General features: G+C 42.2%; 12 protein-coding genes and 1 tRNA gene. 8 read left to right on the top strand and 5 right to left on the bottom strand.

Annotated features, from left to right (window positions below):
- Window positions 1-8: 8 nt before the first annotated feature.
- The 3 genes from Vgang_RS13285 to Vgang_RS13275 are packed head-to-tail and all read left to right on the top strand — an operon-like array spanning window position 9 to window position 3224.
- Window positions 9-608: an OmpA family protein gene (locus Vgang_RS13285; RefSeq protein WP_245879873.1), complete on the top strand. Its 600-nt coding sequence runs from the start codon at window positions 9-11 to the stop codon at window positions 606-608.
- Window positions 589-1302 (top strand): transglutaminase-like cysteine peptidase, encoded by a 714-nt coding sequence (locus Vgang_RS13280; RefSeq protein ID WP_105901330.1) that lies wholly within the window; start codon window positions 589-591, stop codon window positions 1300-1302. Before Vgang_RS13285 ends, Vgang_RS13280 begins: the two co-directional genes overlap by 20 nt.
- A gap of 5 nt (window positions 1303-1307) precedes the next feature.
- Entirely contained in the window at window positions 1308-3224 is a 1917-nt protein-coding gene (locus Vgang_RS13275) for a bifunctional diguanylate cyclase/phosphodiesterase (protein ID WP_170066816.1), read from the top strand.
- Window positions 3225-3342: 118 nt separating this feature from the next.
- On the opposite strand, the gene Vgang_RS13270 is transcribed toward Vgang_RS13275, so the two are convergent.
- On the bottom strand, window positions 3343-4011 hold the full coding sequence (locus Vgang_RS13270; protein WP_105901328.1) for a hypothetical protein: 669 nt from the start codon (window positions 4009-4011) through the stop codon (window positions 3343-3345).
- Window positions 4012-4550: 539 nt separating this feature from the next.
- On the opposite strand from Vgang_RS13270, the gene Vgang_RS13265 reads away from it, so the two are divergent.
- The gene (locus Vgang_RS13265) at window positions 4551-4865 is read left to right on the top strand and encodes a DMT family transporter (RefSeq protein WP_105901327.1); all 315 of its coding nucleotides are present in this window, start codon (window positions 4551-4553) and stop codon (window positions 4863-4865) included.
- 324 nt (window positions 4866-5189) lie between these two features.
- Here the strand turns inward: Vgang_RS13265 and Vgang_RS13260 are convergent.
- Together Vgang_RS13260 and Vgang_RS13255 are read right to left on the bottom strand one after the other, a co-directional pair.
- Window positions 5190-5264 (bottom strand) — tRNA-Gly (locus tag Vgang_RS13260).
- A gap of 220 nt (window positions 5265-5484) precedes the next feature.
- On the bottom strand, window positions 5485-6573 hold the full coding sequence (locus Vgang_RS13255) for an AI-2E family transporter (RefSeq protein ID WP_105901326.1): 1089 nt from the start codon (window positions 6571-6573) through the stop codon (window positions 5485-5487).
- 152 nt (window positions 6574-6725) lie between these two features.
- On the opposite strand from Vgang_RS13255, the gene Vgang_RS13250 reads away from it, so the two are divergent.
- Window positions 6726-7295 carry a sugar O-acetyltransferase gene (locus Vgang_RS13250; protein ID WP_105901325.1) on the top strand — a complete coding sequence of 190 codons (570 nt, stop codon included), beginning with the start codon at window positions 6726-6728 and terminating at the stop codon, window positions 7293-7295.
- Between the two features lie 82 nt (window positions 7296-7377).
- On the opposite strand, the gene Vgang_RS13245 is transcribed toward Vgang_RS13250, so the two are convergent.
- Window positions 7378-8550, bottom strand: coding sequence for a sugar transporter (locus tag Vgang_RS13245; protein ID WP_105901324.1), 1173 nt, complete (start codon window positions 8548-8550; stop codon window positions 7378-7380).
- Window positions 8551-8854: 304 nt separating this feature from the next.
- Here Vgang_RS13245 and Vgang_RS13240 point away from each other — a divergent pair, with 304 nt between their 5' ends.
- The 3 genes from Vgang_RS13240 to Vgang_RS13230 all read left to right on the top strand — a co-directional run bounded on the left by Vgang_RS13240 (window position 8855) and on the right by Vgang_RS13230 (window position 14047).
- Window positions 8855-10108 carry an MFS transporter gene (locus Vgang_RS13240; protein ID WP_211293963.1) on the top strand — a complete coding sequence of 418 codons (1254 nt, stop codon included), beginning with the start codon at window positions 8855-8857 and terminating at the stop codon, window positions 10106-10108.
- Window positions 10109-10235: 127 nt separating this feature from the next.
- Complete coding sequence (locus Vgang_RS13235) at window positions 10236-11372, top strand: 5-methyltetrahydropteroyltriglutamate--homocysteine S-methyltransferase (RefSeq protein WP_105901323.1); 1137 nt, start codon at window positions 10236-10238, stop codon at window positions 11370-11372.
- Window positions 11373-11584: 212 nt separating this feature from the next.
- The gene (locus Vgang_RS13230; RefSeq protein ID WP_105901322.1) at window positions 11585-14047 is read left to right on the top strand and encodes a pectinesterase family protein; all 2463 of its coding nucleotides are present in this window, start codon (window positions 11585-11587) and stop codon (window positions 14045-14047) included.
- 89 nt (window positions 14048-14136) lie between these two features.
- Here the strand turns inward: Vgang_RS13230 and Vgang_RS13225 are convergent, their stop codons facing one another.
- The gene (locus Vgang_RS13225) at window positions 14137-16596 is read right to left on the bottom strand and encodes a molybdopterin guanine dinucleotide-containing S/N-oxide reductase (protein ID WP_105901321.1); all 2460 of its coding nucleotides are present in this window, start codon (window positions 16594-16596) and stop codon (window positions 14137-14139) included.
- Window positions 16597-16601 lie beyond the last annotated feature (5 nt).

Here is a 16601-nt window from a genome sequence, read left to right as displayed (position 1 = left end):
GGAATTTTATGAAATTGAAAGCGCTAGTATTTTCTTTTTTGGCATTAGGCCTGGCAGCATGTTCTAATTTGGAAGCGGAACAACCACCAACAGCTTATCATTCAAGAGACTTAAGTGATTCCGATGGTGATGGCGTTATTAATGCTCGTGATTTATGTGCGAACACACGCAAGAATGCCGTTATCGATAATGATGGCTGTCCAAGTGTGATTTATTCGGAAGAAGAAAATAAACTTCATATTCTGTTCGCTAATGATTCCACTGAGATTCCAGCGGCTTATGATAAACACATCAAGAATATGAGCAGCTTTTTGGAGAAATATCCCCAAACTCACATCGTGCTAAATGGTTACGCAAGTCCCGTTGGCCCAGCTGAGCATAACAAATACCTTTCTATCCACCGTGCTGATAATGTTTATAAAGCCCTAGTTGCTGCGGGCGTAAGCCCAGATCGCATTGAAACAATTGGTTATGGCGACAGTGACCCGGTAGAAGCGGATAGTAAAGAAGAAATGATGACGCTCAGCCGTCGTGTGACCGCCTCTGTTGTTGGAATGGATAGCAGTGTATTAGAGAGCTGGACTATCTATGACCAAAGAAAAGACTAAGGGACTTTCACGCTTACTCTTTTCGTTCACCGGTTTCCTACTTTTTGTTGTCTTTATGGCGTCAGTGAGGGCTTCTACTCTCACTGACGATGAACAAAAAACCGTTTCTTTTAGTCAAAGCAACTTTGGTCAACAGGCAAGTTTACGCGTGAAAGCCTGGCTAGAGTTGACTCATTCCCTGCAACAGCAGCCGCTTTCTTCTCAATTAAACAACGTCAATAATTTCTTTAATCAGCTCGTTTTTATCGATGATATAAAACTTTGGGGACTAAAAGATTATTGGGCATCGCCTTTAGAGTTTTTGAATGTGGGAGGAGGTGATTGTGAAGATTTCAGTATCGCAAAATATACCTCACTGAGAAAACTTGGCATTAATGATCAAAAACTGCGATTAATCTACGTCAAATCATTAAGGCTTAATCAGTTTCACATGGTTGTCGCCTACTATGAGACACCAAGCTCCATGCCATTAATTTTAGACAACATCGAAAGTGAAATAAAACCGGCTAATCAAAGATCTGACCTCGTTCCCGTCTATAGTTTTAACGCGACCAACTTATGGGTGATACAAGATAAATCTGCGGGTGGCCAGACCGTACTGGCAGGCAACTCATCCAAACTGAGCTTATGGCAAAACTTGCGCCAACGAAGAAAACAAGATTTGCGTCACCCTATTATCAACCTGGATCAATAACGATTATGAGCTTACATAAAAAATTACAACTGTGGCTATCTACAACGTTTTTAGTGATCATAGCTTCTGTATTTGGCTTGGTACTTCATTACAGCCACCTTTACTTGGCATCTCAACAAAAAATCGAGCTCACCAACACCATCAGTGCGCTTAATATTGCCCTTACACCCTACATAGATAAAAAGGATAAAGTTGGTATTGAATCTGTCATAAATGCCGCATTCGACAGTGGATTTTATGGCTCTATATCACTCACTATGTACGACAATACCCTGCAGATTAATAAGCAAGATGCCATCGAAACATCCCCTGCTCCCGCATGGTTCAGAGCACTTGCACCATTTGAAACACTGAGCGAGTCTCGTATATTGCAAAATGGATGGCTTCAAGTTGCCGAACTCAAAGTAACCAGTAATTCTCATTCGGCTTATACTCAATTATGGGCAATGAGCACTAGGCTGTTTACTGCTTTTGTCATTTTGCTATTGATCGCAGCCGCTTCACTACACTTTGTACTCAATCTATTACTTGCACCGCTTAAAAGTATTCAAAAGAGAGCGAATGAAATCAGTCTTAACCAATTTGGAGACCCTATCCCATCTGTTAATACACGGGAATTATCCGATGTTGTTGAAGCCATTAACTGTATGGCTAAGCATGTCGAAGCGTATTACGTTCAATCTGTTAATGAATTAAAACAACTTCATATGCGTGCTTTTCGCGACCCTGTTTCAAATCTTTATAATCGTAATTTTTTCGTTACCCAGCTTGAACCATGGATAAATAACCAAAATGGCAACCACTGTGGACTTTGCCTATTACAAGTGGATGTGATTGAAGCAGCCTACCAAAACAAAGAATTCCAGAAAGCCGATGAAATGGCCAACACCATAGCTAGACAGTTAGAAAAATTGATTGATGCGAAAGATACACTTGCCAGATTCAGCCTTTCTGAATTTATTATCTTAATTCCTCATAGTCGAATAGATAATATGCATCATGTGTCTCAGCAAGCGCTTTCCGTTGTAAATGAGGTTTTTGAGCAAGTTTCAGAAATCGAGTATGGGGCTGTCGGTATGCTAGTGGTTAGCAACCAACCCGATATCACAACCGTTTTTACGCAATTAGACAATGCATTAAGTCAAGCTCGTCAATCTAACGAGAAGATTTTCTTATTTAATCAAGAAGCTATTCTTCCTCAATACATCAAAGGACGAATGGAATGGCAAAACCTTGTGAAACACGCCATTGAATCGGATTTAATTAAACTTGAACTCCAACCGGCCATCAATCAAGACAACCAAGTGATCCACTATGAAGTGTTTCCATATTTTGAAGTTAATCATGTCGTTTACACGGTAAACCGCTTCATTACTGCATTAAACGACAGTGACATTGCCACACTTTTTGACATTCACGTATTGAAATTGGTGAAGGAACATATTCGTCAAAATCCAGCTCAAACGCCATTAGCCGTGAATATCACTCGTTATAGTGTCCGAAATGAACAATTCAATAATTACCTTGAACAAGTCACCATCACCCACAAAAAACTGAATCAGTTGGTGTTACTTGAACTACAAGAAGTGAGTTTTATTAAAAATATTGATGATGTTAGTAAGGTAATACACGTGATTGAACGCTGTGGCTTCCGTTATGGCATCGACAATTTTGGTCATAGTTTCCATTCGGTAGATTTTTTACATCAATTGCAGCCTGCATACATAAAATTGGATTTTGCATATACGAGCCAATTAAATCATCCACAAAAACAAGGCTTTGTTTCATCCATTACGCGCGCAGCGAATAACTTCAATATAGCCACCATTGCGACACACGTAGACTCACTTTCTCAATTGGAAGCACTATCTAAACTTGAAGTGACTGGATTCCAAGGCAAGATCACGCATAAGTGGGTTTGAGTTTAAAGCCCTGCCTCTACCAATCGGCTGATAGTGGACCAATATACGGCATTTACGTAAATACCAACAAAAAACCCACGAAACTAATTCGTGGGTTTTCACTTAATTGAATGTATTATCAGTCATCCAGAGTCAGATAAATATCATCTAAAAAGACTTCGGTTTGGAGTCCAATATCATTGTTACTGTCAAGATTATCTGTATTGGCAAGGTGCGTCAGTGCGTACACTTCTAATGTCGTGTTACTTCCTGAGTTAAATGCCATGGTCACTTTACGGAAGCCATTCGTATCATCACCATCTGAATCAATGTCTTCATTGGTAAATTCTTTTACTCGAATCACATTACCATTTAGCGAGCCGACACCCATATCTTTCACGCCCAGTTCTAATATGTTTGGTGATTCTTCACCCTTTTCATCACGGTAATAAACCGTTAAAACATAATCGGCATCTGGTTCAATATTTGGAATGATTTGGCTAACACCTGGACCCATCATCGGTAGGACAGAGCTAGGACCAACTGAAGGGTAATACAAACGAATCGCACCTGCATCGCCAGAAGCTGTCAGAGTAGTGGCTTCAACCTTACCTTGACCAAGCTCGGCATTTTCATGAACAATCCAAGCACCGCTCGTGTTGTTGTTTAATGCAAAACGCGTGAATGCACCATCAGCCACTTTTCCCATCGCAGGAACCGGCGTGGTATTAACCGGAGCTTGATCATCATTTGAAGAACATCCAGCCAACAAACCGGCAACTGCTAAAGCCAAATATAATTTTTTCATTTTATCTTCCCTTCATGCACGATGAATGATTTTAGGTTTAACAATGCACCCAAACTGTATTTTATGCATCAAATGTTAGTTATATTTTTGTATTTTATCTAAATTTTATCCGAATTTCTTCCATTTTATACCCTAAGTGAGAGCACAAAACAGAGTATTATCGACACATTAAATAGAGAAGGTAGACCACACTCAATACCGGAGACAACAAACTCGCGAGAAATTGCCACGGAGACCAAAGCACTCTACCCACCCAATCTGACAACTTCTCCAGCAAAGGATAAAAGCACCACAAACCGACATTTAAAAGTGGTTAGTGAGACATGAGCAATAATAAGAAGTAAAAATGAAGTTGAAAACTCCAGCACAGAAACACAATTGCTAACAATTATCATATTATACAAATACCTCTAATTAAGACTATCTGATTGAACCACCAAATAGCACTTGCTAAAATTAATGCCAATCGACGTGTGGACGACCTCACCTCTCAGTTTTCTTCGGGGACGACCCCATTCAACCATGAATGAGGTATAACCATGGCGTGGATAATTTTGCTTCTTGCGGGTATCAGTGAAGTCGCTTGGGCTGTTGGGCTCAAATACACAGAAGGCTTTACTAAACCCCTTCCTTCCATTATTACGGTCTGCTGCTTAATAGTAAGCTTCTTCCTCTTAGGCTCGTCATTGCGTACATTACCGCTCAGTATTGCTTACGGTATTTGGGTAGGAATTGGCGCTGTAGGTACAGCCATTTTAAGCGTCTACTTATTTAATGAGAGTATGAGCGCCCTCAAAATGATCAGCTTATGCTTAATCGTGCTAGGTATTCTGGGAATGAAAGTTTCTGCATAAAACTCAACTGCAAGCATCATGAGCACATATTATTTCAATCAATATCAATATGTGCTCTTTTATTATTCCAATAGCTAGCATCTCGTCTATGACGATTTAAGTAAATTCATATTGCTTATTTTCCCTAAAACTAACTCAGTCAAATTGCTCTCCGAGTATTACACCCATTGTAAACATCCCACCTTTAACTCAGATTTGAATGTAGACACCAGATGGCCACCGTGAGATTTCGAATAGAAATATTTAAACGGTAGACACACAAAATCACTCAATAAAGAGTGTTACTTTTCAATGCGTTACAAGGAATTTTAACTAGATAAGATTTGGAGCGTGCGGCGGGAATCGAACCCGCATCATCAGCTTGGAAGGCTGAGGTAATAGCCATTATACGACGCACGCTTAATAGGTAAGCTGTCTGTTGAAGACGGTAGTTACTATGCCACAACGTTTGAAAAATAAAAGCCCTTTTCTGCACATTTTCGTTTAAGTGCGCACAATATAATCAACACCTTACTTAACTCTCAATACTACTCACAATTTGCATAAAAAAGCAGCTCCCCGTTTCATAGAGAGCTGCTTGAATTTAAAACTGATTGCATTTGTAGCTAATAGACGTATTTTATTTTACTTTTTCTTCTTTCTCCACTTGCTCAGCTCCTAGCCACACGGTGAAAACGCCCCACCACAGTGACAAGATAACCGCGCCTAAGAACAAGCCTATTATCCCCGCGAACATCATACCGCCTAATGAACCAATCACGACGATTGGCATTGGTACCACTGAGCCACGGCCCATAAGGATCGGTTTTAAGATGTTATCGGCAAGACCAGCTAGTAATCCCCACACGGTAAAGATGATGAATGACGTGGTATCGGCGGTCATGTACATATAACCAAACAAAGGCAATAGCGGCAAAATAGCGGGCAGCTGGGCGATACAAAGCACCAAGACCGCCAAACTGATCAAACCGGCTGCCGGAATATGGAAAGTAAATAACGCCGCGCTAATAATTAAGCTTTGAATGAAGGCGACACCAATCACACCGACGAGCACACTGCGAATAATATTCGACAACATATTCGCCCACTGGCTACCATGTTCACCCGCGCTGCGTTCAAACACTTGAGTCACTACTTTCTCAATAGGTTCACTGGCTGCCATGAATACGCCAGCAATCACCAGCGACAACATAAACATAATCAAGCTACCTAGCCCACTACCAAAGGTGGCTAATAAATGGCTAAGCACCACTTTAATTTGTGGTAGGAACTGAACCACCATATCTTTGATGTGCAACGATAAATAGGTTAAACCATCAAAAATATGCTGCCCAACAAGAGGCCATTCCTTTATTGCAGGATTAGGCGCCCAATGGGCAAGTTGGCCAGATTTCACAACTTCCGTTAAGAATATCAACCCATCGTAAATAGATGTGGAAATCATCGCAAATGGAGAAATCAGTAATAGAATACTCAGCACAGTCACGATAGTCGCAGCAACCGTTCGCTTGCCATTTATTCTGGCACTGAGCATATTCACTAAAGGGTTTAAAGCAACTGCAATAATCGCACCCCAAAGCACCGGCAAGATAAAAGGTTTAATGATATGGAATGTCCCCCACACCAAAATAAAAATTAACCCGATACGAATGGCGGACTCGACCATGTTATTTACAAATTGACGCGAAGATTCATCAATCGGCTTCATATTGAAGTTTCCTGTAGAGTGCAAGGCTATAAGAATTAAGAACTTAACTATAGTTTATTTCACAATAAAGAGCACTGAATTCAGACAATTTATAATCCGTATTGACGAGCAGGTTATACCCTTCTTAAAACTTCAGATAGGAATAGGACCAAATGCATACCGAAAAAACAGAAAAACAAAAAATGTTAGCAGGAGAATTATTTCTGCCATCTGACGACGAGTTAGCTAAAGAGCGAGACCGCACCAAGAAATTGTGTTTTCAGTTAAATCAGACATGTCCAACTGAAATTCAAAAGCGACAAGACATCGCCAAAGCAATCGTCGGTGAATCCAATGGTTTGTATTTTGAATCACCTTTTAACTGTGATTATGGATACAACATCAAGGCGAAAGACAATCTCTATATCAACCACGGTTGTACTATTTTGGATGCAGGTGAAGTCAAAATTGGTCGTAACTGTTTGATTGCTCCAGGGGTAGTGATTGCAACCGTCAACCATCCGCTTGAAGCCAGTGTTCGCTCTAGCGGGCTAGAGTATGCTCGCCCCATCACCATTGGCGATGATGTTTGGATTGGTGCTAACGCCACGATTTGCCCAGGCGTAACCATTGGAGACAATTGCATTATTGCCGCAGGTAGTGTCGTTACGAAAGATCTGCCTTCGAATACTGTTTGCGGTGGTGTCCCTGCAAAGGTTCTGAAAGATAACCCAAGAAAATAATGCACCGTCTAAATAGAATAAACCCCACCGAAGTGCATCACCTGATGGGGTTTGCTAACCAAGCGTTCTTTGCATCAGAGCGTTAACGCAATATCGAGTACTTTTTCAATAAAGTCGCGAGAACCAGCATTGACATCACACCAATCGCTGCTGCCACGTAGCCTATGTTTGGCAAACCTAAGTGAATAATAACTTTACCGCCGAGCAATGCGCCCGCACCAATACCTAAGTTAATAATGCCGGAATACATCGACATAATAACTTCAAACGCATCATTATCAATATTGAATACTTTCACCTGCATAGTGACCGGAACCAACATCATCACAACTCCCCACACAAAAATCAGGCTGCTAATTCCCCATTGAGATAAAGCCACAGCACTTACCATCAACAAACAAATACTCAATAGCACACCGCTTGCTAGCAGTAATTTTGTATTGTGTTTCTCACCCCAGAAACCAAAAATCACACTGCCAACAATACCTGCGCCACCAAACAACAATAATAAAAACGTCGTAAAGTAACTATTAGCCTGCCCCACTTCATGCATGAAAGGTTCAATGTAGCTGTAGCTTGTGTAATGCGCGGTGAAAATCAGAAAGATAAACAAATAGGAACCAAGCAGTACTGGCTTTTTGAAGACCGCAGACAAACTCTTCAAGCTGCCCGATGACACACTAGGTAACGTTGGCAACAAGCGAGCAAGAATGATCATCATGGTAAACGCGATCACACCAATCACACCAAAAGTAGCGCGCCAACCAAACCATTGACCAATTAAGCGCCCAACAGGCACACCAAGGACCATAGCCAATGATGTACCAGTGGCAAGCACACTCAGCGCAAAGGTCTTTTTACCTGCTGGCGCAACACGAATGGCGATCGCAGCGGTGATTGACCAAAACACCGCGTGAGAAAACGCAATCCCGATCCGACTGATCACTAAGACTGGAAAATTCCAGGCGAAAACCGATAACACATGGCTAGCTGAAAATACGCCAAATAAGCACAGCAGCAAGGTTTTACGTTCCACTTTGCGGGTTAGTAGCATGAGAGGAAGTGAAAACAACGCCACCACCCACGCGTAAATCGTGAGCATCCATCCCACCTTAGCGGCAGTAATATCAAAGCTGCTCCCGATATCAGTTAAAATACCGACCGGAACAAATTCTGTGGTATTAAAAATAAACGCACTGAACCCCATCGCCAGTACTTGTAAATACTGTTTACGACGCGATATTTTTTCTGTCATAGCCAATCCAAAATGTGTATTTGCCCAAATGTTTCGAGCACAAAATCGTGATTTGAGTCACACATGTTAGCACTGTATTTTCACGGAGTATAAATACTATTTTGATATTTTTTATGGCTATGGGAACACCAGTTAATCTTCACAACAAGGTGATGTTTTAGGCGATATTCTGCATTTAGTCATAATGATGATCGTTTTAAGACCTTTTTGGAATTTGGGTAAACACCCTCAAAGCGTTACCATATTGACCCTTTTGTGATTGTCTCGATTATTCACACGCTCATTTTTTAAAATAAGGTCTGATATGGCTTCTGCGATTAAAGCCACTTTTCGCTCTCTGCAATTTTATAACTACCGTTTATGGGCCATTGGCGCATTAGTCTCAAATATCGGGACTTGGATGCAACGGACCGCGCAAGATTGGTTAGTCTTGACTGAATTGACGCAACACAACGCGACCGCTGTGGGTGTGGTGATGTCGTTGCAATTTGGCCCTCACGCTTTATTGCTGCCCTTTTCTGGCTATATTGCCGACCAATTTGATCGACGCAAAGTTCTCATTGTTACTCAATCTTTACTCGCGCTTTTACCCTTGTTGCTTGGCATTTTGACGTTAACTGGCCATATTGAACTGTGGCATGTGTATATTTTTGCCTTTATTCTCGGCTGCACCACCGCAATTGATGCCCCTGTTCGCCAAACCTTTGTGACTGAATTAGTGAGTGATAAAGATCTCTCCAATGCGGTTGCATTAAATTCAACCTCATTTAATTCTGCAAGGATGATAGGCCCTTCTCTGGCGGCATTGTTAATTGCAGGCATTGGTACTGGCTGGGTATTTATCGTCAATGCTTTATCTTTTATTGGTGTGATCTTTTCCCTGTTTCATTTCAAGCTCCATCAATTACATCCAAGCACTCGCAGCGCCAAAGGACCGGGAGCGCTGCTCAAAGGATTCAAATATTCATGGCAACGTGAAGATCTACGCACCATCTTCTTCATGTTATTTATGATTGGAACCTTTGCGCTTAACTTCCCTATTTTCATCTCAACCATGGCGGTTAAAGTATTTGATATGGGCGTAGGACACTTTGGGTTTCTCACAACGTTAATGGCGGTGGGCTCCGTAGCTGGCGCATTATTCTCCGCCAAAGGTGAAGGCCCCACTATGCGTTCATTGGTGCTCGGTTGTGTCGTCCTGACAGTCGGATTCACCATTTCAGCCATCAGCCCTACTTATTGGCTATTCGGCTTAACCTTGATATTAATTGGTGTCTCGGTGCAAACCTTTAACACTTCCAGTAATAGCCTACTTCAACTGACTACTGAACCCAGCATGCGTGGCCGCGTGATTGCAATCCGTATGGCAATTGCTATGGGATGTACCCCAATTGGCGCACCTATTGTCGGTTGGATTGCCGACCAATATGGCCCGCGCTGGTCACTCGCCTTAGGCGCATTAAGTAGTGCAATTGCCGCTTTAATTGGCTTGTACTATTTCAAGAAGCAAAAACAGGCTCAAGAAACAAAAACAGATTCAGAAGCCAAGACAAGTTAAAGAAACAAAGCAACTTGAATTTAATTCATAATCAGCATGAAGTAATTACTATTGTTTTTGTCACTAATTGGGAAGATTATTTAGCCATCTAGACGGTTATTTATCTTCACAATTCGAGGCAGTATTCATGGAAGACAACAAATCAAGCTATATCATCAACACAACCACCACACCTTTTTATGCTGATCAAGTTGGCAGTTTACTTCGCAGCGAACCTCTGAAAAAAGCACGTCTGCAATACCAAAACGGTGAACTTTCTCAACAAGACCTCATCGATATTCAACGCGATCAAACTCGTCTTCATGTCGAAAAACAAAAAGAAACGGGCTTAAAAGTGATCACTGATGGCGAATACTCTCGTGCTTGGTGGCATTTTGATTTTCTTGAAGGTCTCAATGGCGTTGAAGGTTTTACCCCAGAAGTACCACTTAACTTTAAGGGCACTAAACCAAAACTGCACAGTGTCAAAGTGGTTGATAAAATCAGCTTTTCCAATTCTCACCCTTTCCTCAGTGACTTTAAATTTCTAAAATCTCTGATTAAAGACGATAAGCATGTAGCAAAACAAACCATTCCAAGCCCAAACATGTTGTTCTTACGTGGTAAAAATGAAGCCGCCTGCTATCAAGATAATTTAGATTCCTACCTCAATGATCTTATTCAAGCGTATCAAGATGCGATTCAAGCCTTTTACAATGCGGGATGTCGTTACCTACAACTTGATGACACAGCTTGGGCGTTATTTTTCTCCGAAAATGGTGTAAAAGATCTTGAAAAGCTAGGCTACACAACAGAGCAAACTTTAACGATTTTTACTAAGCTAATTAATGAATCCATTAAAAACAAACCCGATGACCTGTTGATCACCATGCACATCTGCCGTGGCAATTTCCGTTCGACCTACTTTGGATCAGGCGGTTATGACGCTGCCGCCGAAACCATTTTTGGCAAGCTAAACGTCGATGGTTTATTTCTCGAATTTGATGATGAACGATCTGGGGGTTTTGAGCCGTTGAAATACGTTAATCGTAAAGATTTATTCGTTGCTATCGGCGTGATCACGTCAAAATCACCACGACTTGAAGATAAAGAATTCATCAAGCAACGCATCGCTGACGCTGCAAAATATCTTCCACTAGACCAATTACGTCTAAGCCCACAGTGCGGTTTTGCTTCTACCGAAGAAGGCAATGTACTTTCTGAGCAAGAGCAATGGAACAAGCTCAAGCATGTAGTTGAAATCGCAGAGGAAGTCTGGAGCTAAAGACGAAACTCACGAGCAATTAGCGCTGACTCAGGTTGGCGCTTTTTGTGAGTAAATTAAAATTTATATGTAAATCCATATCAACTTAGAACAAATTTTAGTCAAAAAACCGCTTACAGCCAAATTTTTCAAAACGCCGTTTTCATTTTATAAAAAATCAATTCTATAAATAACATTCCAAATAATAACCACTCTATGGACGGAATGTATTAATGAAAAGATATTTAGCGCTCGCTGCCATTGTTACCTTACCCGGATGTTATTTCGAAAAATTAGAAATGCTACCCGTATGCCGTGACATGACGGATCTATACGTTTGTGATGACTTCAACCAAAATAATTTAACTAAATGGCAATTATTAGCCACGGATGGCGGTGATCCAGACGGTGTGTTTGATGTGCCCAAAGGTGAGGGTTATTTACGTTATACCGCGGGTTCAAAAGGTGGCGAAATTCTATTAGCTTCACCTAAGTCGATTCAAAAAGTCCTACCCTATGATGACTACTTTATTGAAGCTCGTATTCGACCTAGACAAAACAGCACCACGGCCAATAAACAACTGTATTTCTTTGGCCGCTATCAAGAAGCCGGCAGTTGGATTGCAGGCGGATTAAACCTTCAAAACTCCCCAACAAGTACCAAAGCAGAAATGGCGATCAGTGAACAGGCGTCCATTTCACGCCCTTCGCAAACCTCAATGCCCATCTACTTAGGAGCAAAAGATGGCACTGATGACGGCACTTGGTACAAAGTTCGCTTTGATATGGAAGGTAACGATCTCACTTTGTATTTAGATGGTGAGAAGATCAGCACGATGTCACTACCAACGACTAACACAGACTTTTCACAATCAGGCCCGTTCGGTATTTTTACTAACAATCGCTCATTTGAAATCGATTACATCAAGATTGGTAATCCAGAATTAAAACCGGTATTACTGGTTCTCGATTACAAACAGCCAACTTGGGATTCAGCAATAGCTGGTGGTGAATCGTTGGATATTAATGTCACCGCCATGCAGAGTGATGGTGTGACTGCCGATACCTTCACTGTGACCTCAAGCGACACTAGCATTGTTCAAGTGGATACCTCGGGCAATATGGTCAGCCTTATTCCACTTGCCGTTGGTGAAGCCAGTGTCACCTTCCAATCAGGTTCAGATCCAACGCTCGCCAAAACCATTCAAGTCAATGTTGAAGCGCCTTTTGTCATGCCAAGCGAAAGCTACAACTTAACTGGCAAAACCTTCCCAGCCATCAACAGTGTTGAGCAAGCCATTGATCCTGAGCTATTACTCACTTTTGATAACACCCCAGCATTAGGCGAAAAAGGTGAAGTGCGTATTTACCGCAGCAGTGATGATCAATTGGTGGATACCTTGCTACTAACTGGCGACATCAATCAATTAGGCTATAAGACTCAAGATAAAGTTCGTACCGTGAATCAACACCCTATTTACTTAGATGGCAATACACTACGAATTCAACCACACAGCGATGTATTGGATTACGGAGAAAACTATTACGTAGTGGTTGGTGATGGTCTCGTGACAGGTGCAACCTTGGATGGAAAAGCGTTCGTTGGACTAGGCAAATCTAGCCAGTGGTCATTTATGACGAAATCAACTTTACCTTCTGGCGATCAAATCACTGTAGGTAAAGACGCCAGCAATGACTTCTCAACGCTTCAAGCTGCTTTCAATTTCATTATGAAAAATAGCGCAGCAGATACACCGGTGAACATTAATTTAGCCGCAGGCACATACCGAGAACTTCTGTATCTAGCCAATAAACATAATGTCACTATTAGCGGTGTCTCTCCTGAAGACACCATTATCGAATATGATAACTATGAAACCTTAAACTCGGGATCTGGCAAAGGCTCTGCACCAGGAGCAGTTGAAGGTGGACGAAGTGTCTTTTTGGTGGAGTCCTCAGATATGTTAACGCTAGAAAATTTAACGCTGAGAAATTCACATGTCCGCTCCAATTCAGCCTCAAATCAGGCAGAAGCAATCTATTTCAATGCCAATGACAAGCAGCGTTTGATAGCCAAAAACATTCATTTCGAAAGTGAACAAGATACCTTACAGCTGAAAGGTTATAGCTGGTTTTATCACAGTCTGATTGCAGGAAATGTCGATTTTATCTGGGGTAACAACAATACCGCGCTATTTGAAGAATCGGAAATTAGAACCATTGGAGATTCTAAAGATGGAACTGGCCTAGAAACCAGTGGTGGTTACGTTCTTCAAGCTCGTACCGTCAGCGCTAATGATCTCGGATTTGTGTTCTTAAACTCAACCTTTACTCATGGGATTGGTCCTGTTGGAAATACCATCAGTGATGCATCTACCTACTTTGCCCGTAGCGCTGGCTACAGTAATTACTTTGACAACATCATTTTGATTAACAGTAAAGTGGATAGCCATATTGCCGATATTGGCTGGGCTGTTGAAGGCATTAATGGTCAACCAAAACCGAATCCAAGTGAACCAACCGCAACCACCGGATGGCGCGAGTTCAATACCATGAACATTGATGGTGAACCTATGGCACTTGAGAATCGCCAAGGGGTTTATATTCTAAATCAAGAAGAGGCTCAGCCTTATTTGACACGTGAAGCCATTTTCTCAAATTACAATGGTGGCGCGGGTTGGAATCCACAGCCTTAATCAATAAATTCTGATTCAGCAATAAAAAATCCGAGCCACTTCAAGAAGAATGGCTCGGATTTTTATTTATCTGAATTGATTAACGCAGATTAAGCTTCTGTTACTTTAGGTGGCTCAAACGCTTTGGTTTCAAGCGTATCACCTACCCATTTTTCCACTTTAACTAACGCAGAGTTAGCCGCACAACCATTGGCTAGGCGAGAGGTTGGGATATCTAAAGTCAGAACGTTTGGACCACCGTTACGGCAGATACCGATTTCAGGGTCAAAATCAGGCCATGCGCCTTCGTGGATACATACAGAACCTTGTTTAATCCCATCCGTCACATTCGCCCCCGCAAGCACTTGACCACGTTGGTTAAATACGCGAACCACATCACCAGTTTTGATGCCACGTTTTTCAGCATCGTCTTTGTTGATAAGGATCGGCTCTTTACCTGCAATCGCGTATTCTTTACGAACATCCGCGTAGTTGAACTGGCTATGTAGACGGTACGCTGAGTGTGCCGTCATAAGCTGCAATTCGCCTTCTTTGGCAGAGCCAGTGTATTCAGTCGGTTCTAACCAAGTTGGGTGTGGAGGACAGTCTTTAAGACCATAGCTTTCCAATGTCTTAGAGTAGATTTCAATCTTACCACTTGGCGTACCAAGCGGGTTCATGACTGGATCTTTACGGAATTCAGCAAAACGGACAAACTTCGCAGCCTCTTCATTCCACTTCATTTCTAGGTATTCATTTGCTTCCCAAAATTGAGTGAAGTTAGGCATAGGAACGCGAGCATTACGGCCACCTTTTTGCGCCTTCTTATAGAAATCACGCAGCCACTCCATCTCTTCACGGCCTTCGGTATAAACGCGACGACCACCTTTGAATAAATGCTCAGACAACGAAGCAAACACTTCAAAGTCACTCTTCGATTCCCCTTGAGGCTCAACCACTTGCTTCATTGGTGTGATGAACTGATTACTGTAGTCACCCACCATGGTCATGTCATTGCGTTCGAAGCTTGTAGTGATTGGGAAAACGATATCGGCGTGTTTTGCAGCAGCCGTCCAGTAAATTTCATTGATAACAACAAAATCTAGCTTGTTCCACGCTTTAACCAAACGGTTAGTATCTTGGTGTTGAGTAAAGTTCGCCCCACCTGAGGTCCATAGCATACGAACATGCGGGAATGTACGAGTTTGACCATTGTGTTGGTATTCTTTACCTGGATTTTCCATCGCTTCAACAATACGTGCGACGGGGAAAGCATTCACCACACCACCGACATTAATGCCCGCTGTGAAGTTTTCATCAATGGTTGCCGTCATCGCAGGAAGTACACCAGCATCACGGGCTGGGTTACCACCATTTGAGTAATGGTAAGAGAAACCAAAACCACCGCCTGGTAAACCGATTTGGCCTAACATGGCAGCCAGCGTTGTGATCATCCAGTGACGTTGTTCACCAAATTGTTGACGCTGCATGCCCCAGCCAGCCATCAACATAGTGCGGTTTTTCGAGAAAATATCCGCTAATACTTCGATTTGTTTGGCAGGAACACCTGTGATTTTTTCAGCCCAAGCAGAGTCTTTAGCAATACCGTCAGTTTCACCTTGTAGGTACTGGTTAAATTGATCAAAACCTTGCGTATATTTATTTAAGAACTTCTCATCGTGCTGCTTATTCTTAACTAAGGTATGCGCGATACCCATAGCAAGCGCCACATCGGTCATTGGGTTTGGCGCGACCCATTGTGCTTTTTCACCAAAGAAATCAATGGTTTCAGAACGAATTGGATCGATAGCAATGATGGTTTTGCCAGATTTTTTCAACTGGTGGAAGAATTCTAAACCTTGGCCATCCGCTGCCGTCCAAGCAATTTCCAACGTGTTGATTGGGTTCAAGCCCCAAAGCACAATCACTTCAGAGTTTTCCATGACCACTGGGTAAGTCGTTTGTTGCTCATACACTTCAATTGAACCCACGACATAAGGCATGATCACCTGTGCGGCACCAGTTGAGTAGTCACCTAAGTAACCAACATAGCCACCAGCTAATGCCATATAACGCTGTAACAAAGTACGCGCATCGTGTAAAACACCACTTGAACGCCAGCCGTAAGACCCCGCATAAATCGCTTCTGGGCCGTAAGTATTACGAATTTGCATGTGCTTATCATGGGCAAGTTTTAGTGCTGTATCCCAAGAAACACGCACATAATCATCTTTGCCGCGCACACCAGCCGGATTGTCAGGGTTTTCAAGGAAACCTTTACGTACCATTGGGTAATTAACACGCGCTTTGGTATAAACCTGAGACGGGCCAGTTTGTTGTAAATGGTTCACGACGGTTTGTGGTAATGCATTCGTTGTTTCAACTAATTTTCCGTCTTCAACTCTCGCTTTTAGAATGCCCATACGGCCAGCCGTGACCACATAACCACGCTCAGCAATTTTGGTATTGGCAGAAGCAGGAAGATGCACAACACTGCTGATCGCTAACGCACCGGCAGAAGCGCCCGCACCTTTTAAAAACCCGCGACGGGAGATATTCATATTGCTCATAATTC

Origin of the sequence: Vibrio gangliei (genome assembly GCF_026001925.1) — a bacterium.
GTDB lineage: Bacteria > Pseudomonadota > Gammaproteobacteria > Enterobacterales > Vibrionaceae > Vibrio > Vibrio gangliei.
Note: the sequence above shows the minus strand (reverse complement) of the source record. Positions and strands in the feature narration are given on the sequence as shown.